Consider the following 19,756-nt stretch of genomic DNA (forward strand, 5'->3'; position numbering starts at 1 on the left):
AATTGAAAAATACGGTTTTAAAAACTGTATTAGTTTAAATTATGTAAATATATATTGGGGTAAATAGACATACCGGTGAGTTGTCCATTGTAAGTAAATAACTTCGCATCGATCACCTCCAAACTGGGTAAAAGCGTGATAGAAAAAAAAGGATCATAACGTCCACCGCGCCTATCCGGGTCATAACCTTGTGCCACTAAACCGATAGGCTCGTTTGCGAAAATGGCGCGCGCTTCTGCTTCTGTATAATAGCCCGAAAAGTTGACGCCCTGCCAATTCACCCTGAACCATACATATTTCTTTTCCGATGGCTGATTTTGAGCGGACAAAGTACTGCTGAGAAAACCAAAACTGAGTAGTAATAATGCGAATAAAAAATATTTACGTTTCATAACTAAGTGTTTTCTGAAAAATAACCGGCTTTATATATAGTCTTTTATCTTTTCAGACGTACCTTATTGATCAAATCGGACGAAGTCTGCTGTCATTTTGCATTCCATACTACCTTTCACTGGTTCTTACCAATTAGATAAGGGCCATCGGTGATTTTATGACAGTAAAATTATTTGTTCCGGTTGTCTTTGATGCACCACCTTGCCATCAAAGAGATGGCGGCAAATACCAGGTAACTTAATCCAAGGTTCAATCCATCTCTTGCAGGTAGTAGTTCCACCACCCCATAACTTAATATGGAAACTGTGATCAGGTTTAAACCTCCAGCAAGGCCAATGGCTATACCTGCGTTTTCCGGGAACATTCCCATACAATGGGTCAGCAAGTTGTTAAAGATGTACCCTGCACAGACCTGTATCAGGAAAGCAAAGCATAAAAGGAAATATGAGTTATCCAAGAGAACGGTTGTAAAGATCATAAAGGTTACCAGCAATAACTGCAGGTTATTGCTCCAGGTCAGTTTTGACCGAAAGGGCATCTCCCTCGTTATTCTGCCGGCCAGTCCTCCGCAGAGCCATGCAAAACCCAATACCAGCGAGGCATACCCGGCAGTGACTGCACTCAGGCCGAAATGATGTTCAATGATAAATGGACCTGTCATGTTGTAAATCATGGTGATCGAATAAGCAGTCCCGACTATTAATACTCCGAAGGTAAATGGTGGTGAGCGAAGCATGCTGCCATAGGCTTTCGTTACTTTTGAAAGGTCGAATACCTTGGGTTTCTTGAGGGTTTCGCCACTGAAGATCAATTCCAGTACGACCATTATTGTTGCGGTAATAGCCAAGACATAGAAGTTAGCCGACCAATTAAAAGCCATTTGAAGATAACCTCCTATAAATGGAGCCAAAATGGGTCCCAGCGACCAGATAATGGAAAACAGGCTTAAGTAATGCCGTAGTTTTTCTCCTGTATACAAATCTACAAAAAATGCCCTCTTTCCTATGATAATCGCACTAACTGTCAGGCCTTGTATTACACGCATAACATCTATAAAGTAAATATTATTACTAAGCGCAATTGCGAGACTTGATAGTGCATAAATGATCAGCGATACAAGACTGATCCAATATCGTCCATAACTATCCATAATACCACCGATGAGCAGCTGGCCAACTCCGTAACTAACTAAGAAAAGTGTGAGGGTAAGCTGTACCTGCAGATTGCCCGTGTGTAAAGCAGCAGCCATATCTGGAAGGGAGGGGACATATATATCTGTTGTAAACCCTGAAAGCGGCAGCAGCGAAAAGGCAAGTATCTTTGATATATCCCTGTATTGTTTTTTGACCTTTTTGCGGGAGGAAATAAAGTTTGCTATTATAGACGCCATATGTAAAATTATGTACGTCAAAAATAGCTCAAGGGCCACCTGTTGGAGTTATTGGGTCCAAACGAATCCTTATGCAAATCAAACAATGTTATCCCTTATCTTCAAAGGAGAGGTTCCGGTATGTCTTTTAAAGAAGCTATTGAAATTAGAAGGATGTTCAAAGCCGAGTGCATAGGCAATTTCAGAAATATTTAGATTGGAATAATTCAGTAATGCGATCGCCTCGTTAATGAACCGGGCCGCAATAAGTGCAGTACTAGTTTTGCCTGTAACACTTTTCAATACGCGATTAAGATGGTTCGTATGGATAGACAGTTCCCTTGCAAAATCAGCCGGTGTACGTAAAGTAACCGGTTCTTCAGGCGTATAAACAGGGAATTGCTTTTCCAACAATTCCACAAACAGCCGGGCTATTTCAGCCGAGGCATCTATTTTGCCTTTCTGGACGGATGCCGGCTGGACCTTTAACGCCTCATGCAAGATCAAATGGAGATAGCTCGTCAATACATCAAACTTATAGGCATATGCCGAGTTAACCTCTTCCCTCAATTTCTCAAAAAGATATGACAGGGTCTTCTGCTGTTCCTTATTCAGATAAAAAACAGGGAGATCGCCCGTTTGGAATAACCTCGAAAATTGCCAGAAGCCTATGCGGTTTGCTTGTAAAAAAGTATCTGTAAACAAACAATGCCATCCACTTTGTACCTTAGATTGGGCCTCCCAGGAATAAGCGATCCTGGGGTTGAAGAAAAGTAATGCCGGCTTCGTCAATGCCAGCCTAGTCTGTGCATAACGGAAATATCCGGTTCCAATTATAAGAGATATCTTGTAGAAATCGCGCCTGCGAAATGGGGAATATCCTGAATACGCACTACGAGGAAACACCTTGAGGGCAGACACTTCAGTGTGATCCAATAAAAGCTGTTTTTCCTGTTCCCGGCATTTATTTATATAATAGTCTTGTATAGTCTCTTTTCTAATCATACTGCCATTAAGATAACCGTTTAACATAGTTTCCTTATTCCAAAGTTACTACAGGAATGCGAAAAAGGATACTAATCGGCAGGTCTTGCTTCTGCCGGTCGGTATCATCGTATGGCAGTTTTGAAATACCTAATGACTTTTTCAGCTTGATCATTGGTAGCGATGACCGCTTTGATCAGCAGTACACTGTCAAATGCCCATCAGGGCGTTGTTATCTTTATCAGACCGAAAAGGAGCATAATTTTCAGATTCAGGTAGCAGTATTAAGATACTTCGCTTTTGATACATCGATAAAAATCTGATTCTTTAATAACTAAAATATACGCCATTCTCTTCTTCCGCTTTCAATATTCAAATACAAATAACTTCTGGACCTATCCTTTAAAAGGTAAGCCCTTACTATACAGTTAACGGAATGTCCGCCAAATGCAGAAAGAATCTCCTTATTTATCCCACTTAATGAATTAGCCGTGAAATACAACATATACTTGACATGAAAACACCTGATATCTTGCAGAAAGAACTTATTTAACGGATAGTAGATATCAAACTTACTTTTACCTTTTCTATGTTTTTAGGGGTTATTACAGAAAAGCAACTGTCATCTGTTGTTATCCTGGAAGTGGTTTGAGCGCACCAAACACATCATTGGCTATATAGATGGTATGCTCATACCTGATTGGTTCTATATTGCAAGAAGGACTGTGTAAAATATAAACAACAAATGTATATACATGTTTTCTATGGCTTAAAAGTTGTGGAGGCAATTATCAGTAATTAGCTGATTATTTCCACATGGCGTTATTCACGCTTTTATAACATAACAACTGCTATGTATCGAGCTGAACATTTAAAGAATGATTCGGAAGGAAGATATCAAAAACTGATTCATGATATGGATCAGGGATATGGAGCAACGTTTTTAAGAAACGTAGAAGTTAAAGCTACTGATTGCCACCTGGCTCCATTTTCTCATTTACTTTATCCTATAATTCAAAAATCCAATGAAGAGTATTGTATTGGTAGAGGACGACGAATCCATCAGAGACATTTATTTGCTCTCATTTAAGGCTGGTACCTACGATATTATGGCATTTGAAAATGGAAATGTCATTATGAATAGCGAGATTGAGGTTCCTGATCTGTTCATACTTGATAAACAGATCGCTGGTACAGACGGTCTTGAACTATGCAGGTTTATTAAAAAAAGCGAGCGGTATAAAGGCGTACCAGTTATTATGTCTTCCGCCAATCCTGATATTGAGATATTAGCAAAAAATGCAGGAGCAGATGGCGTATTGACTAAACCCTTTTCATTGAAGGAATTGCGGGAAACAATATCGGACTTCCTAAAGCAATGTTGATCTCAGGGAATTTTTTATGGGATTTAGAACGGAGTGTCCAATTATCCATTCATAATAATGTTAAAAAAATACAATGTAAATCTAATTGTAAATGTACGGAATAATAAGAAGTGCTTTAAACGTGTAGTTGTAGCTTGTAAACGTCAATTTCCCCTGATGGGCTGTTATTATTTCATTAGACAGCCAAAGACCCATACCAGAACCGGGCTGCAGTAAATCACCCCGGTAAAATGCATTGGTCAATTGAGCGAGATCAATCCTTTCGGCATGTATTGTATTTATTAGGCAAACGGAAATATAAGCGGGATCATTCCTTGTTACGACAGAACATTTTATCTGAGTGTTAGGTAAACTGTATTTAATGGCATTTTCAAGTAAATTGAGTAAAACAATCCGCAGTTTATCCTTATCTGCTTTAGCATTCAAATTTTCGGATTCTTCATCAAAATGAATATCCAAGGAAATTTTCCGGGCATCTGCTAAAGGCTGTAATTGCCGGCATGTCTTCAGTATAAGTTCTGAAATATCGATGTCCTCAATGCGTAGCTTTAGTTTGTTGTCCTTGATCTCGCTGATCACTAAAAATTCCTGAACGACATTTTGGAGCCTGTTAATTTCCTCGAGCTGGCTTTTCAATAAGTCTTTAAATTCTTTACCCAAACCTGCTTTTTGGAGATTGACCTCCACTTCTGCACGCAGGATAGCAAGTGGCGTTTTCAGTTCATGTGATGCGGAGGCGAAGAAGTTGCGCTGTTGCTTTAAGGAAAGATCGATACGGCCAAGCATTGCATTAATGGTTTCTGAGAGTTCCTGGAGTTCATCATTCGTTTCTTTTACAGGTACCCGTTCCAGTAGCTGACCGGTATTAATTTTTTTACTAGTGTTGATGATCCGCTGCACCGGCAATAAGAAAAAACGCGCTAACCAATAAGAAACTAAGCCGGCGATAATTACGCTAGCCAGCGTTGATAGCAGTAATAGTAACAGCAAGTCTCTCAATGTTGACTGCAAGGGTGCGCTGCTGATCGCCAGCATAAGTTCGGCAGGGTTATCCTCGCTACTGCTGGCCACATATGCTATCCTTAATCCCAACGTATCAAAAACGCCTTGTCGCTGAGGTAGCCCTATTTGACTGATAATTCCCGGAGATTGAAAGAGTAATGTTTTGATCCCGTCATAACTTCTGGCGTAAATTTTCAGTTCTGTATTTTTTTCTGGCAATGGTATGATCACAGGGCTGACTTCCGTCTTATCAAGCAGTGATTTCGCACGTGATAAAAGATAATTATTGTTGTCGGCGATGATCAGTGCCTGGATACGCTGATAGCTATAGATATTAAGGATCGTGCTCAACACAGTGAACACCAGTCCGAATGCCAGTGTTATTTTAAGTCTGATACCTGGATATCTGCTAAATTTCATCATTTTAATCGCTTTCCTTTGATGGTATATCCTCTACCAACCACTGTTTGGATCAAAGGAACGTCGAAATCACGGTCAATCTTTTTGCGTAATTGGGAAAGATGTACCTCTATCACATTACTGCCCGGATCAAAATTCATATCCCAAACTTTCTCTAATATCTGGGTTTTGGTCACTACCCGGTTAGCGTTGCTGATCAGGTACTCCAACAAGGCAAACTCTCTATTGCTCAAAGGGATGCTTTTTCCTGCACGTGAAACCTCGCGGCTTAAAAGATCGATTTCAACGTCCTCAAATTGCAATTTCGTAGCGGATTGGCCCAAGGCTCGGCGTCTTACTGTACGTACTCTTGCTAATAGTTCGTCTAATTCGAACGGTTTGCGTAGGTAATCGATAGCTCCGTAATCCAGGCCCCTGATCACATTTTCTGTGTCTGAAAGGGCGCTGAAAATAATTACTGGTACCATTTTTCCGAAATCCTGGAGGTTTTTTAAAACTTCGAAACCATTCATCGAAGGCAGCATCAGATCGAGTAATATCAGGTCATAATCATTCATCAGTGCAGCCTCCAATCCTTTTGCACCATCAGCTGCCTGATCACAAATATGGCCAGCCTGTGATAAGCCTGCACAAACGAAAGTGCATAACTTTGGTTCATCTTCAACTACCAGTATTTTCATCGTATCATGAAGGTTTTATTGTCAATGGTGATACTGATAACAAGGTATACCTCATCGTTATGAATATTAATAAATCCCTGATCACCTCTATTTATTGCCAGTAAACTAAAATTATGGCCATTTTTGATCAATGCCTGAATATCTTCGACCTGTTCGGGTTTGAAATGGAACAATTTACCATTGGATTGAAGACCATCTATGCCTCCATAACTGTCTTTAATCACTTCTGGTTTAATTACTGTAAATGTCTGGGCCAGCTTTCCCGGGGGAATTCTTGGCGGTGGCGGTAGCTGGTCAACGTTTACCTGTTTGCCTGATCTAATATCTCTAACGGTATGCAGATGATATCCTATGGCTTCATCATTAGGGCGTGTATTATATCCTATTTCCACCTCGTTGCCGATTTGGGCTATGGATAAGACAAGGCTAGCCGTATGCGGACGAAATTCGAAACTCAGGAGGCCATCACCATCCTTTTGGATCTGCACACTATTGATATCTAGATGCTGATTGTGTTGATAACCGGTCACGGTACCCCGGATTTTCTTAAGATCACCGGCGTGCGCAGGAGGTTCCACTTCCGGCAAGGGGGCGGGCGGGCCTGGCGGTAGTGGACCGATCCGATTGATCAACAGCCCAATCACTACCAATAAAATCCCGACTACAATCACCAGGGCGATGGTCAGCACGGAGAAACCTTTATCTGCATTATGGGACATAATTATTCCTCTTGATCAATAAATTTACAACTAAATCCATAATGCCGCCAGCGCCGCGAACAGCGCCGGAAGCATGACCAGTACTCCTAATTTCAAAAATTGCCACGCACTTACTTTCAGGCCACACCGCCGTAGTTCCGTTAACCAAAGAATAGTGGCCAATGAACCCGTCACAGAAAGGTTGGGGCCAAGATCAATACCTATCAGCACACACGCCTTTACAATTGCTGGCAGATGATTAGTTGCTACTGCGCTACCGGCTATCAATCCTGCAGGAAGATTATTGACCAGATTACTCCCGATAGCTATCGTTGTTCCACTCACCCATCCAGTGACAGCTGGGCTGCGCTGTGCATACGCCTGCAATAAATGACTAATTCCTTCTACGAATCCCATTTGACTGAGCGCTTCTACCAGCACGAATAACCCCGCAACTAAGGGTAGTATAGCCCAGGAAATATTACCGATCAGTTTAAACGGGCTTTTTTTCCCTGTTATCATGACAATAGATGCGGTGACAATACCTGCCGAGGCAGTAGGTAGTCCTAATTGCCAATCCTTCAAAGATGCCAAAAGCAAAACAACGATGGTTCCAATAATACCCGCAAATGCGATCCTAGCTCCTTTTGACAGCGGCAATTCCCGGATATTATCAGCTACTGGTTGCCGTATTGCTTTCTTTTGTGTTAAAAAAAGTATCACAAACGTCAATATTACCGCGCATAATGATGGTAATGCATAGAGCTTTAGCCAAGCCAATAGCGGGGGCATGTGCCTACCATAAATAACCAGGTTTGCAGGATTAGAAATGGGTAAAATGAAGGATGCGGCATTTGCAACGAATGCGCAAATGTATAAATATGGTAAAGGCGCTCTAACTTTCGCCCTTTGCATTGCAGCCGCTACTGCAGGGGTCAATACGACTGCAGTGGCGTCATTAGACATGAAAGCAGTGATCACTAAGCCAACTATATAAACGAGGATGAAAAGTTTTATGCCTGAACCATGGGAAACTTTCGTGGCATGGCAAGCAAGCCAGTCAAACAGCCCCTCTTCCCTTGCAGATTCGGCAAGTAACATCATTCCTGTTAGAAACAGGTATACATCGATACCTTTTGTAACACCTAACCATGCAGTTGAAGGGTTGATCAATCCGGAAACAACCAATAAGATAGCACCGCCTACTGCCCATACGAATTCCGGCAGTTTAAAGGGTCTGATAATTACACCAGCTGTAGCCAAGATCACAATTGCATAGACAAAAAAACAAGACGGCATATGCAAATCTCCAATATGAGCATATAATAGTGTTTGTTGTTTTGTAGTCATCATTACGATTCATTAAACAGTTCGTGGATCATAGTCTTTTTTGAGTGTTTTATGATAGGTTAACCAAAGCCCAATTGACATAAGGCACCATTATCCAAGTGGAAGCAAGCCAGTACGGTGGCAAGGATGAGCAAAGATCTGCAGCTAAAAAGTACTTGCATTCCGCTTGCTTTATTATCACTGCTACCGGCAATGGCCGTAGCTATCTGTGATAAGATCACATATCTACGTTTATGAGTAGTTGCATCGATGACCGCGCCGGCCGGCGCGGTCATTAATATTCCCGCCACGCTTCCAATTGTCGTTACCGTACCGATAGGTCCGCTATACCAGCCTTTTGCAAGCAGAAAAACACCTAAAAAAGGGCCTATTCCTACCTGCATGTCGGCCATGGAAAAAATTTAGCGATTTAAGCGCACACACTATACTTTTTTGGTGGTTTGGCGGTAACTGCCAAGGTATTCATAAATAGCGTTTGAAAAAAGCTTAACAGTTATCGAACCAGGTAAGTCTGGCCACCGATGGACAAGGTCCTTGCGTCTAAAAGTCCCATATTATTTTCAACCACGACCCCAGCTGGAACGGGTCTTTTGATACCTGTACCGGCAAGCTCGGTGTTTATTTTCAGGTATTGAGCTAATTGCTCTACTGCTGGCGGTGGCAAAGAAACCACCATTTTTCCGTTAAGTACGATACCACTGATCATTCCCCGATGATTATGGTTTAAGTCCGATATCTTACCGGAAAAGTTGATCAGCTGTTCGCTGCCAGGGGGCTGCATTAATGGCGCTGGCGTATCAATGATCAAATTACCGCCCGACTTCAGACTATAGAAGCTGAAAACATCGCTGTCCACATCGGGTTTTGTATCCAACGTACCTTCTACAGTTACGGTATTTCCTTTACCTGCCATTTTCATCAGTTGGGCTCCCAGGTGAGGCGGAAATTTCACGATCAGGTTTTTACCCCCAGTTTGCAACCGGAAAGCATCAAATTCATGACGGTCGTTAGCAATATACTCTACAATCGTACCGCTGACTGTTGTAAGTTGAGCCAGGGGCGCTGGTCTTCCCGGCGGGCGGTGAGACAGGGTTCCTGCCAATTCATTACCAGGTGCTGGCGGCGGAGGCGTACCGTTTATCTGCTGGGCCTTACACCACAATCCCGAAAGTAGCACAACCGCTAAAAGGGTCGAAGTTTTTGTTGCATTTTTCATACTCACTTTTCTTTATTTTGAATTATTTAATAATCCAAAATTCAGCCCAGAAGCTGAAAATGGTATGAAATAGAAATTAATTTTTCTTCATACTATTATTTTCACGAATCATCCCGGATGTGTAGATCTTGGGGGAGAGTATAACTCCATACAGGAGTAGTCTGATGCAAGGGAATTAAAAGAGTTATAGTGCTACATGTATACACTAAACCCAACAAGTTCACTATGCTCGTGCTTTTGTTTTACGTCCTTACTAAAATAGCTTACATCGGAAAAAAAATTCTGCAAACGCAGCCTTTAGAAAAGGTAAAACTGGTAAATTTAAAAAAATCGATATCTCTTCACGAATAGTTGACCGGTTATGCAAAAATCTTATAACCACTTCTATGCTATTCTTTTTAAAAAGTTGAAAAAAAATCTGCTGTCCTTTTTCCGGATGCTTTTTCAGAACACGCAATAATACACTATCATAAAAAGAGAACCTTCGGGGAATAAAGAAAGAGTAGGACGTTGGCAGTTCATTTGCTATAAGTGAATCTATTATGTGCAACGTGTGTAATCGCACAAAAGAAAATGTATAACCCGACGACGCCTTACTGCACCCTCCGGCAGTGCCGATAGGGATAATGCGTTTATTTTTTTCTCCTGACGGAAAATTACCCATTGGGATAACACCATACTCCTTACTTGTAGTCACCATTGTCGTATCGTCAAAATGCTCCAACACATAATCATCCACACCTTTTTCTAACACTGTCGGCGGGTATATTTGATCTGTAAAAATGGTATATTCCAAAAGTGCTTCTGTGGAAGAAAACGGTAATAAATAACAAAATGCTACCTTTTTATCTTGCATCATTCTGAAATCCATCAACCGGATATTTGTTGCATTAAAAACCGGTTTCTGAGATTTGACAAACCGTCCTGCAAATTGCTGATACAATAACGGCCCATCATAGTTGTCAATAGTTGATTGTGGCAAACGGCTATCAAACACCATGTCAGCAGAAAATACGTCATCCGGCGTTACAACTGTGACCTTACTTTCGTTATCTATTACCTCTTCTACCGCTGCCTGCTTAAAAGTGATATTTGAATACCTATTTATTATGGAAAATGCACGATTAAAAAAACGCTCCGAACTTAACATTTGATAACTATAGGGATACATATCAGTTGTGAGATGAGAGGACCCCGCAAACAACTCTGCTATTCTCCACTGCTTAGTAATGATGTCATCAAATGAGGATGGCCCTTTTTCCCAAAAGCACCAGGTGCGTGGCGCCTGCTCCTTTTGATATTTGTCAAGTAACAGGATTTTTTTATCTCTGAGTTCTTTACGATTAAGTATTTCCCAAATAAGCATTATACCGGAGAGGCCCGCACCTACGATAATAATTTCAAAGTGTTTTTTTTCTTTGTAATTCATCGTCCTGCTTTATTTTATTCCTGTATTTTTTCTCAACATATAAGAAACCAAAAGACTCACCTTGAGTCGCACCTATATGACGATGATGCATTTTATGCGCCCATCTGATTGCTCTTACGTATTTGTTTCGTGATCTGGAAAAAATTTTAATTCGCTGATGAACTATAATATCATGAACAAAAAAATACGCCATTCCATACAGCAATATTCCCGCAGCGACTGCATTAAGCCAATTATTATTATAATACATTCCTGCCCAAAATAAGAGTATGCAGGGTATGGAAAAAATGACAGCAAACCAATCGTTTTTTTCTAATGTTCCATGGTGTGGCTGGTGATGATCACGATGCAGGCTCCACAAAAAACCATGCATAATATACCGATGTGAGGCCCACGCAATAACTTCCATGAAGGCAAAAACCCCTAAACTGACCAATAAATAAGCTAGATATAACAACATAGGAATTTTTTAATGGCTTAATTGCCAACGGTTAATCTTTAATAATCTTGACATCAGCAGTTGTAATACGAGCGCTATCTTTTTAATTTTTGGCACGCTTACCCGCCTTGACAAAAGCCGGTGAGGGTGAATTTTAGTTATTTTCTGAAAAAGACAGATGTAGTACTGATATGCGATCAGTACACCGAATCGTGCCTTCTCCGGAAGCGAATGAATTCCCTTTGCAGCCCTTTCGAAATCCGCCAGTATATCGGCTTCCACAAGCTTCTTTTGGGCTGTCGTAAAATTATTGAAATCAATACCCGGAAAATACTGTCTGCCGAGACCGTTTATATCATCTTGCAAGTCCCTTAAAAAGTTAACTTTCTGGAATGCAGCTCCTAATGCTGTAGCTGCATCCCGCAATTTTTCTACCAAATAGTAGTTTCCATCGCAAAAGACCTGCAGACACATCAATCCTACCACTTCTGCTGATCCGTAGATATACTCACTTAATTGCTTTTCATTCTCCCACTTTACTTTATCAAGATCCGTAAACATACTGTCAAAAAAAGCATCGATCAAATGATGGCCTATATGGTATCGATTAACTACCTGTTGAAAGCTATGAAGGATCGGATTTGTACTGATTCCCTCTTCTATCGCACGATAGGTATCGGCTTTAAACTGCGTTAGCAATGCCCTTTTATCATAGTCATGGAAAGAATCGACGATCTCATCCGCTACCCGTACAAATCCATAAATTCCATATATCTGTGCCCTTAGGTCAGCGTGCAGTAAGCGGATGGCAGATGAAAACGAACTGCTATAAGTTGACGTGATGAGGCGGCTGCAACCATAACTTACTTGTCCGTAAATATTGACTGTATTCATGCTTTCAACAATTTTGAGGATGGGAAGGATGCGGATACCTGCTGCATATGTTTTATTGCGGTCAATGCAGCCATTTTTCCGGAAAGAAAGGCAGGCGGTAAACCAGGGCCAGGTACGGTCAATTGGCCTGCAAAAATGAGGTTATTTACTTTACGGCTTTTGAGGCGTGGTTTTCCGAATGCCGTTTGGCGCAAGGTATTGGCAAGGCCATATGCATTCCCTTTGTACGCATGATAATCGTGACTAAAATCTGTAATGCCGTAACTTTTCCGGTAAATAATATGATCAGCTATCGATACTCCCGTTGCTTGCTCCAGCCTTCGCATTGTCTGATTGAAATAATCATCACGCAGTTGCTGGTTATCTCCTTGCATTCCCGCTGCAACCGGAATCAGGATAAACAAATTTTCGCATCCTTCCGGCGCAACCGAATGATCTGTTACTGAGGGCGCGCACACATAAAATAATGGATGCTCGGGCCAACAAGGGTGATCATACAATGCGCTTGCATGGGCCTCAAATGAAGTATCAAAAAATAGGGAATGATGCGCTAATGGTAGTTTCTTTTTTACACCGACATAGTATAATAAACAGGAGGGTGCCATTTGGCGACTTGCCCAATACGTCTGAGAATATTGCCTTGACGCTTCTGGCAGTAATTGCTCCATATAATGATAGTCTCCCGCACCTACCACCAGGTCAGTTTCGTAGAAATTATTGGTGGTAGCCACACCTGTAGCCAGCTTGCCCTCAACCCTGATGCTGGTTGCATCCTCTCCGAATTTAAACTGTACACCCAGCAGTGTGGCAAGCTCAAAAACGGCTTCTACAATCTTATACATCCCTCCATTGGGATACCATGTGCCTAAACCTGTATCGGCATGATTCATCAAACTATACATGGCAGGTATATGACTAGGCATCGCACCCAAAAAGATCACCGGGAACTGCATAATCTGTCTTAACAGCGGATGGCGAAAATACCGGCTTACATGTCCTTTCATCGACCTCAACAGCTGCAGTTTGCTTATTGCGGACATCGTGTCAGTTGACAGATATTCACTAAAATTAAGCGAAGGCCTGTTTGCGAATCGATTCATTCCAATGTCATATTTGGTTTTTGCATCTGAAAGAAACCTTTCAAGCCTTCTGCCAGCTCCCTCCTCCATCTGTTCAAACAGATCAGCAACAGCTTCAGCTCCAGCAGGTACTTTAATAGATTTATTATCGAAGTAGACCTGGTAAGAAGGATCCAAACGTATCAAATTGTAATAATCTGAAGACTTCCTACCGAAATCGGCAAAAAAGTTTTCAAAAACGTCTGGCATCCAATACCAGCTTGGTCCCATATCGAACTGAAATCCCGCTGCTGAAAAAGACCTGGCCCTCCCACCAGGCAAATCGTTCTTATCAATTACGGTAACGTTGTATCCTTCCTTTCTTAAATAACAGGCACTCACCATACCTGCTATTCCTGCTCCAATAATGGAAACATGCATAAATTGTATGTTTTAATACGTAAATTAAGTCAAAAAGTATTAAAATATACATTCTACTTGCAAAATTCTATATTTTACATTTATTTTGGTATTAAAACACACATAATGGCTAATACTTCATTGATAATGAAGATCTTACCAGAAATAGATCGTTTTGAGAAAGAACATGAAGGGGAAGAATTAGACTTGAACAAATTTTCTCAATGGTTATATGCCAACAAAGAACAAAGTGAAAAACAGCCTACTTATACAAGTCCACTAAAATGGCATGGCCAGGGAAAGGGAGGAAAAGCTCATTTTACTGCCTCCAATTTATTAACTGCCATTAGCAGGTATAAGAACAATTATGTCAAATTAGCACTAGAGGGATCTCCTTTTGAGACTTATGATGAATTTGCATTTGTCCTGAGCCTTGTTTTCATCGGGCCTTGTACACAAACGGCACTGATAGAAAAGCATATTCAACTTAAACCTACCGGAGTAGAAATAATAAAACGACTAATAAAGAAGAAATTGATAATACAATCCGCCGGAGAAAACGATCGGAGAAGTAAAATTTTAAGTGTAACCCCATCGGGAAGAGCCTCGTTTCATACTTCATTAACAAAAATAAACCTGGTGACGGACCTGATGATGTCTCCACTCAATGAGGAAGAAAAATTATTACTGCTACAATTACTTCAGCGGCTGGATACTCCTCACCGGCAAATCTTTAATGAAAGTAAAAAAATTACACTTGATTATTTGCAGGCATATTTTAATCATCCTCTTTCGAGTTAAAAAATTAAGATAGCATCATGCAGCAAAAAATAGCAGCGCGCTTTATAACTTTCGTTTCAGCGGTTAATTGTAGCATAGGAATTAGGTCTGCTGTATTGACGCCGGCAGCATTTTTTAAACATTAAATTTGTATTGCAATAAATGCAAAAGGGAATGTTTGAACAGTTCAGAAATAACTTCGAGCTCAGTGATGAAAAATGGAACCATTATACAGCCTGCTTTCATAAAATTCAGGTTCCTACCAAAACCATACTTTTAAAAGAAAATGAAACTTCAAAAAAGATGTACCTGATTGAAAAAGGCTGCATCCGCGTATGGTTTAATAACGATGGAAAAGAAATTACCTCTCAATTCTTTTTTGAGAATGAAACAGTGGGTTCTATTGAAAGTTTTATGAAAAACATCCCAAGTCCCACAAATATCGAAACTATTGAGCCAAGTATACTTTGGTGGATACATAAGGATGATTTGGATATAATACTTTCAGAAATCAAGGAAATCCCACATTTGAGGGATATGTTCATCAACAAAATATTTGAGCGCACCTTTGATTATATGAAATACTTCATTACGACCATCAAAGATACACCACAGCAACGCTATCTTAATCTGATGAAAGAACGACCACAAGTCATCAAGCGTATTCCACAGCATTATATCGCTTCCTACCTTGGAATCTCTACCGTTCACCTGAGCCGTATAAAAAACAAATTGGCCCAAGCACATTAAACTACATTTGATAACAAATGTTATCGCCCCTACCTTAACTACGGTGTAATTTTGTTTTGCATTTAAGACAAAATGATTAGTTATCACCATTTAAACCGTACTTAAAATGAGAGCTGCAGTAGTATATCAAAGTACTGGCATACCAACATTTGTCGAAGATTTTGCAGTACCCATCGTCCAGAATGAAAATGAATTAATAATTTCTGTAAAAGCGGCTGCCGTAAAAAATCTTGACAAGACACGTGCAAGCGGAAAACATTATTCCATGGAAAACGAACCGCATACCGCTAGAATTCCTGGTGGTGATGGTGTAGGCATATTAGCAGATGGAACAAGGGTTTATGGCATTGGGACAAGTGGTATGCTTGCCGAAAAAGCGATAGTTGAGAAAGACCGGATAGTAAAACTGCCTGCAGGAATTGACAATGCGTCAGCCGCCGCTCTCCCCAACGCTGTAGTGGGTTCTGCTATGGCACTTCGTTTCAGGGCATGTTTAGAAAAAAATGAAACGGTACTAATAAATGGAGCGACAGGTGTAACGGGCAAACTTGCGGTGCAAGTTGCCAAGTTTTACGGTGCAAAAAGGGTAATTGCAACTGGCAGAAATGAAGCCTCACTTCAAGCGTTATTGTTATTGGGAGCTGACGAAATTATTTCATTAAAACAGGACGACAAGCGTTTTGTTGCCCAAATAAAAGCTACTCATGAAGAGCATCCCATTGATATTGTAATTGATTATTTATGGGGGCATAGTGCAGAATTAATTTTGTCGGCCATAAAAGGGAATGGCGATTTTTCACACCGTACAAGGTATGTCACTGTCGGTGGTATGATGAGTGATACGATTACGCTATCTTCTTCAATTTTAAGAGGAACTGATATTCAGATTTACGGTTCTGGTTTAGGGAGCTGGACACGGGCGGAAATAAAATCATTGATTGCAGAAATTCTTCCCGATATGTTTCAGCTGGCTGCGGATGGGAAATTAAAAATAGCAACCGTTCCTGTAGATTTGAAAGATATTGAAACGGTATGGGATATGGATGTGGACGGAGGCAAGCGAATCGTCGTAATGATATCATAGAAGGGTGGTCAACGGGATAGATAATATATTCGAATGCATGTACTATAGCAAATTGTTGCTGCTTCTTTCCCGGACAGCACGATAAGCAAACTACAACCAGCTATTTCTTCCAGATTGATGTTTTCGAGAGCTGCTGTGCAACAATTGGCGCCATTCCGCCCCCCCATGAATAGGATTACAATTAATTTATTATGGTTGTTCAGGGGTGTACCTAATAGAAATGATGACTGAAGAAATTCCGTCCTTACTAAGCCGATTTGATGACCATCTAAGTTGTGAAGATCAAAAATGACAATAAAACGGTACTGTAATGATAAATTAATTTTTTCTATCAGGCAGTACTTTTGAAAGCGTTTCTGTAAGCCAATGGCGTCATGCCTTTAGCCAGCTTGAATTGCCTGTTAAAGTAGGATACATTTCCATAACCACATTCAAAGCAAATATGCGCAATACTTTCTTTGCCATCCTGCAGCATTTTGCAGGCGTGCGTTATCCGTACGTCATTCACAAATTGCGAGAAAGTTTTACCGGTTCGTCGTTTGAAGTACCGGCAAAATGCCGCCACGTTTAAATGTGCAAGTGTTGCTGCCACTGAGCTTTTAACCTCATCGGTAAAGTTTTCCAGAATATATTTAAGGACAGGCTCCATTCGTTCATAATCCTTAAGATTGTTAAAGGAAGTGAGATCGCTGGCCAGGCGAAAAATGCTTGTACTTTTCAACCCGGATAGTTCATGCAATAAGCGAAGAAGCAGTATAAAATCTGGCAATGGTTTATGTTCAAACTGAAAAAACAGTTTTTTAGTGCTATCTGCTGCTAGCAACCGGCAGCCATAAGAGGAATTGTCCAGCAATGATCTTACCTGCCGCAGCTCAGGTGTTTCAAAAAAAGATTCGCCTGCAAAATCCCTTGTAAACTGAATAACAATCGCATGCGCCATTTCCCCCGATTGCAGGAACACCGGGTCATTGTAGAAGCAATGTTCGAAACCGGGTCCAAAAAGATAAACATCGCCGGCTGTGAAATTGGTCACGCCGCTGCCACTGTAAAGTTTACCATAGCCATGGCCAATGTAGATAATCTCGTATGCAGCGTGAAAATGAATCGGCGCTAAGAAAGACGGCTGGTAGTAAGTTTTTACTACAAAACTGGCATCTGCAGGGATCTGAAGTCGCTGAAACACTGTTTTCATATCAGATATTATTATACAAATAACATGATAAAATAAGTGATTTGCCTTATTATTTGTAAATATTGTATAAAAAACTCGCAAACATTGTATTTTTCTGACATCCATGGCTGGCCTAAGTTTGCCGGTATTAGGGGTTTTATTTCCAGGAAAGCCTATATGAACAACAATACTAATACAGCCGATCAGTAGTAAGCCATTTTTTAGGCAGTAATATTGTCTTAATGGTATTATCTCTATGTTTCTGTGATATATAAAAGTATAAGTGTTATGTCATTTAAAGGAAAAGTAGTTATTGTAACCGGCGCGGCGCGGGGAATTGGATTAGAGATCTGCCGACAGCTAGTAAAACAGGAAGCCTATGTGGTGTTAAATGATGTTGATCCGGAGTTGGCACATGAGGCAGTGATGAGACTGAATGCCACGTTTGGGATGTTTTCTGTGAGTATTCCTGGGGATTGTCGGGATATGACCGTTATCCAATCGTTGGTTAATGGTGCGGTGAGCAAGTTCGGAAGACTTGATGTGGCCATTGCAAATGCTGGGATTACTTTATTTGGACCATTTCTTACTTTTTCACGCGAGGCGTTTGCCAGCATTTTGGATGTGAACATTGGGGGGGCATTTTTCCTCGCACAAGCCGCTGCTGGGCAAATGAGACAGCAGGGGCACGGAGGATCCCTGCTGTTTATGTCATCTGTGACGGCACATTTGGCACACCGAGACTTGGTGGCGTATGGTATGACTAAAGGAGCGCTGGAATGTCTGGCGCGTAATCTTGTAGTGGAGCTTTCTGAATACGGCATCAATATTAACACGGTTGCGCCTGGTGCAACTTTGACGGAGCGTACGATGTTGGATGATGTATACGAGACCACTTGGCGCGGCATTACACCCAACGGACAAGTGGGAAAGGTCGCTGATGTGGCAACCGCTGTACTATTTCTCGTTAGCGAGAGCGCCAGGCATATCACGGGGCAGCATATAGTGGTAGACGGGGGCTGGACCAGTGTTGGCATCAATCCTTAATCGACCGTAATCAGTTTATTATGGGAGCACGATGGGATACACGACTGGTAAAAACGGCTTACGTTGCATTTACCATTACAAAGAGCGTTGTACTTGTCTGGAAAGGACATGGTTATTCGGGACTGCCGGCGAAGAGATTTTCGTATAACCAGGTACACTAAATTCCTACACCTCGTAATGAAAGTACTCAGCGTGCCGACTGAGATTTTTGACGCTTTAAATTAACGTAGCCATGAGACTTGTGCACACTGAAATTACTCCTTTCATTAAAGATGCAGTTTCAATTGAACTGCGTGAGCAATCGTTCCTTAGTTCTCCCTTTTTTGCTCAACCGATATTTCACGCTCACCCTGAACTCGAGTTAGTCTATATCCTCGAAGGTCATGGTAAACGGATCATTGGAAATGTGATAGAACCATTTGAGCCCGGTGACATGGTGTTTATTGGTTCGAATGCGCCTCATGTATGGTTAAGTGATCCGGTGTACTACGATACTACTGCTACGCTTCGTTCGAAGGCGATTGTAGCTTATTTTAATCAAGACATCTTTCAACCCTTCTTCCAATCGGTAAAAGCACTGAACGATATTTACCAGATGATACAGAAGGTGTCGGGGGGCATTTGTATTTTAGGGGACGATCGGAAGGAAATCGCAGGACGGTTGCAAGCACTTTCCGGTAAGCAGGGATACGAAAAAATAGAAGGCTTGCTTCGGATACTGTATCTTATTTCGATTTCGCCTAATAAGCGGAACATTATAACAAATGAGCAGGATGTGTTTTTTTCCGTTCACTCCGATAAACTCATTGACGTATTGAGATATATCGAAGATAATCTGCATCGGCGCCTTACGCTTGCCTGCGTAGCAGAAATAGCCTGTATGGCGGAGCATTCATTTTGCCGTTTTTTTAAAAGGAGGACAAAGAAGCGGTTTTCCAGCTATATTGAAGAACTACGGATCTCCCGGGCAAAAAAAATGCTGATTGAGGATGATAAACCGGTTGCCGCTATTGCGGACGACTGTGGTTACAACTCCAGTTCTCATTTCGGCAAAGTTTTCAAAAAACATACGGGACTTACCCCCTGCCAGTTTAAAAATGATATTATGTCCGGAAAATAAATACGGAGCCTTGATGCCAATAAAGTCAGATTTTTTGGTAAGTATTTGCTACTGCTATAATGTAGTA

At 41.1% G+C, this 19,756-nt stretch carries 20 protein-coding genes; 6 read left to right on the forward strand and 14 right to left on the reverse strand.

What is annotated here, in order from left to right:
• Positions 1–29: 29 nt before the first annotated feature.
• From KTO58_RS14170 to KTO58_RS14180, 3 genes are all read right to left on the reverse strand, one after another.
• On the reverse strand, positions 30–392 hold the full coding sequence (locus KTO58_RS14170; RefSeq protein ID WP_095838734.1) for a hypothetical protein: 363 nt from the start codon (positions 390–392) through the stop codon (positions 30–32).
• A gap of 170 nt (positions 393–562) precedes the next feature.
• Complete coding sequence (locus KTO58_RS14175) at positions 563–1,822, reverse strand: MFS transporter (RefSeq protein WP_198315247.1); 1,260 nt, start codon at positions 1,820–1,822, stop codon at positions 563–565.
• A gap of 39 nt (positions 1,823–1,861) precedes the next feature.
• The gene (locus tag KTO58_RS14180; RefSeq protein ID WP_198315246.1) at positions 1,862–2,794 is read right to left on the reverse strand and encodes a helix-turn-helix domain-containing protein; all 933 of its coding nucleotides are present in this window, start codon (positions 2,792–2,794) and stop codon (positions 1,862–1,864) included.
• Between the two features lie 977 nt (positions 2,795–3,771).
• Here KTO58_RS14180 and KTO58_RS14185 point away from each other — a divergent pair.
• Entirely contained in the window at positions 3,772–4,131 is a 360-nt protein-coding gene (locus tag KTO58_RS14185) for a response regulator transcription factor (RefSeq protein ID WP_095838732.1), read from the forward strand.
• Positions 4,132–4,212: 81 nt separating this feature from the next.
• Here KTO58_RS14185 and KTO58_RS14190 read toward each other — a convergent pair whose 3' ends face one another.
• From KTO58_RS14190 to crtID, 10 genes are all read right to left on the reverse strand, one after another.
• Positions 4,213–5,556 carry a sensor histidine kinase gene (locus KTO58_RS14190; protein WP_095838731.1) on the reverse strand — a complete coding sequence of 448 codons (1,344 nt, stop codon included), beginning with the start codon at positions 5,554–5,556 and terminating at the stop codon, positions 4,213–4,215.
• The gene (locus tag KTO58_RS14195; RefSeq protein ID WP_225859751.1) at positions 5,553–6,233 is read right to left on the reverse strand and encodes a response regulator transcription factor; all 681 of its coding nucleotides are present in this window, start codon (positions 6,231–6,233) and stop codon (positions 5,553–5,555) included. Before KTO58_RS14195 ends, KTO58_RS14190 begins: the two co-directional genes overlap by 4 nt.
• On the reverse strand, positions 6,230–6,952 hold the full coding sequence (locus KTO58_RS14200; RefSeq protein ID WP_095838730.1) for a hypothetical protein: 723 nt from the start codon (positions 6,950–6,952) through the stop codon (positions 6,230–6,232). Before KTO58_RS14200 ends, KTO58_RS14195 begins: the two co-directional genes overlap by 4 nt.
• Positions 6,953–6,982: 30 nt before the next feature.
• Positions 6,983–8,284, reverse strand: a complete 1,302-nt coding sequence (locus KTO58_RS14205; protein ID WP_198315243.1) for an arsenic transporter — start codon at positions 8,282–8,284, stop codon at positions 6,983–6,985.
• 56 nt (positions 8,285–8,340) lie between these two features.
• A complete protein-coding gene (locus tag KTO58_RS14210; protein WP_198315242.1) occupies positions 8,341–8,673 on the reverse strand; it encodes a hypothetical protein in 333 nt (110 codons plus the stop codon).
• Between the two features lie 101 nt (positions 8,674–8,774).
• Complete coding sequence (locus tag KTO58_RS14215; protein ID WP_157752955.1) at positions 8,775–9,497, reverse strand: hypothetical protein; 723 nt, start codon at positions 9,495–9,497, stop codon at positions 8,775–8,777.
• 253 nt (positions 9,498–9,750) lie between these two features.
• Positions 9,751–10,926 (reverse strand): lycopene cyclase family protein, encoded by a 1,176-nt coding sequence (locus tag KTO58_RS14220; RefSeq protein WP_095838727.1) that lies wholly within the window; start codon positions 10,924–10,926, stop codon positions 9,751–9,753.
• Positions 10,898–11,386, reverse strand: a complete 489-nt coding sequence (locus tag KTO58_RS14225) for a sterol desaturase family protein (protein WP_225859752.1) — start codon at positions 11,384–11,386, stop codon at positions 10,898–10,900. The genes KTO58_RS14220 and KTO58_RS14225 overlap by 29 nt, the downstream gene beginning before the upstream one ends.
• 9 nt (positions 11,387–11,395) lie before the next feature.
• The gene (locus tag KTO58_RS14230) at positions 11,396–12,259 is read right to left on the reverse strand and encodes a phytoene/squalene synthase family protein (RefSeq protein ID WP_095838726.1); all 864 of its coding nucleotides are present in this window, start codon (positions 12,257–12,259) and stop codon (positions 11,396–11,398) included.
• Positions 12,256–13,758, reverse strand: coding sequence for a bifunctional phytoene desaturase/3,4-desaturase (crtID, locus tag KTO58_RS14235; protein ID WP_095838725.1), 1,503 nt, complete (start codon positions 13,756–13,758; stop codon positions 12,256–12,258). The genes KTO58_RS14230 and crtID overlap by 4 nt, the downstream gene beginning before the upstream one ends.
• A gap of 126 nt (positions 13,759–13,884) precedes the next feature.
• On the opposite strand from crtID, the gene KTO58_RS14240 reads away from it, so the two are divergent.
• The 3 genes from KTO58_RS14240 (at position 13,885) to KTO58_RS14250 (ending at position 16,351) form a co-directional block, all read left to right on the forward strand.
• On the forward strand, positions 13,885–14,538 hold the full coding sequence (locus tag KTO58_RS14240) for a helix-turn-helix domain-containing protein (protein WP_157752954.1): 654 nt from the start codon (positions 13,885–13,887) through the stop codon (positions 14,536–14,538).
• Between the two features lie 141 nt (positions 14,539–14,679).
• Positions 14,680–15,267: a Crp/Fnr family transcriptional regulator gene (locus tag KTO58_RS14245; protein WP_225859753.1), complete on the forward strand. Its 588-nt coding sequence runs from the start codon at positions 14,680–14,682 to the stop codon at positions 15,265–15,267.
• A gap of 106 nt (positions 15,268–15,373) precedes the next feature.
• Complete coding sequence (locus KTO58_RS14250; protein ID WP_095838722.1) at positions 15,374–16,351, forward strand: quinone oxidoreductase family protein; 978 nt, start codon at positions 15,374–15,376, stop codon at positions 16,349–16,351.
• A gap of 331 nt (positions 16,352–16,682) precedes the next feature.
• Here KTO58_RS14250 and KTO58_RS14255 read toward each other — a convergent pair whose 3' ends face one another.
• Positions 16,683–17,648 carry an AraC family transcriptional regulator gene (locus KTO58_RS14255; protein ID WP_095838721.1) on the reverse strand — a complete coding sequence of 322 codons (966 nt, stop codon included), beginning with the start codon at positions 17,646–17,648 and terminating at the stop codon, positions 16,683–16,685.
• A gap of 162 nt (positions 17,649–17,810) precedes the next feature.
• Here KTO58_RS14255 and KTO58_RS14260 point away from each other — a divergent pair, with 162 nt between their 5' ends.
• On the forward strand, positions 17,811–18,569 hold the full coding sequence (locus tag KTO58_RS14260; RefSeq protein ID WP_095841560.1) for an SDR family NAD(P)-dependent oxidoreductase: 759 nt from the start codon (positions 17,811–17,813) through the stop codon (positions 18,567–18,569).
• Between the two features lie 232 nt (positions 18,570–18,801).
• Positions 18,802–19,689: a helix-turn-helix domain-containing protein gene (locus KTO58_RS14265; protein ID WP_095838720.1), complete on the forward strand. Its 888-nt coding sequence runs from the start codon at positions 18,802–18,804 to the stop codon at positions 19,687–19,689.
• Positions 19,690–19,756 lie beyond the last annotated feature (67 nt).

The sequence above is a fragment of the Chitinophaga pendula genome (assembly GCF_020386615.1).
Classification (GTDB): domain Bacteria; phylum Bacteroidota; class Bacteroidia; order Chitinophagales; family Chitinophagaceae; genus Chitinophaga; species Chitinophaga pendula.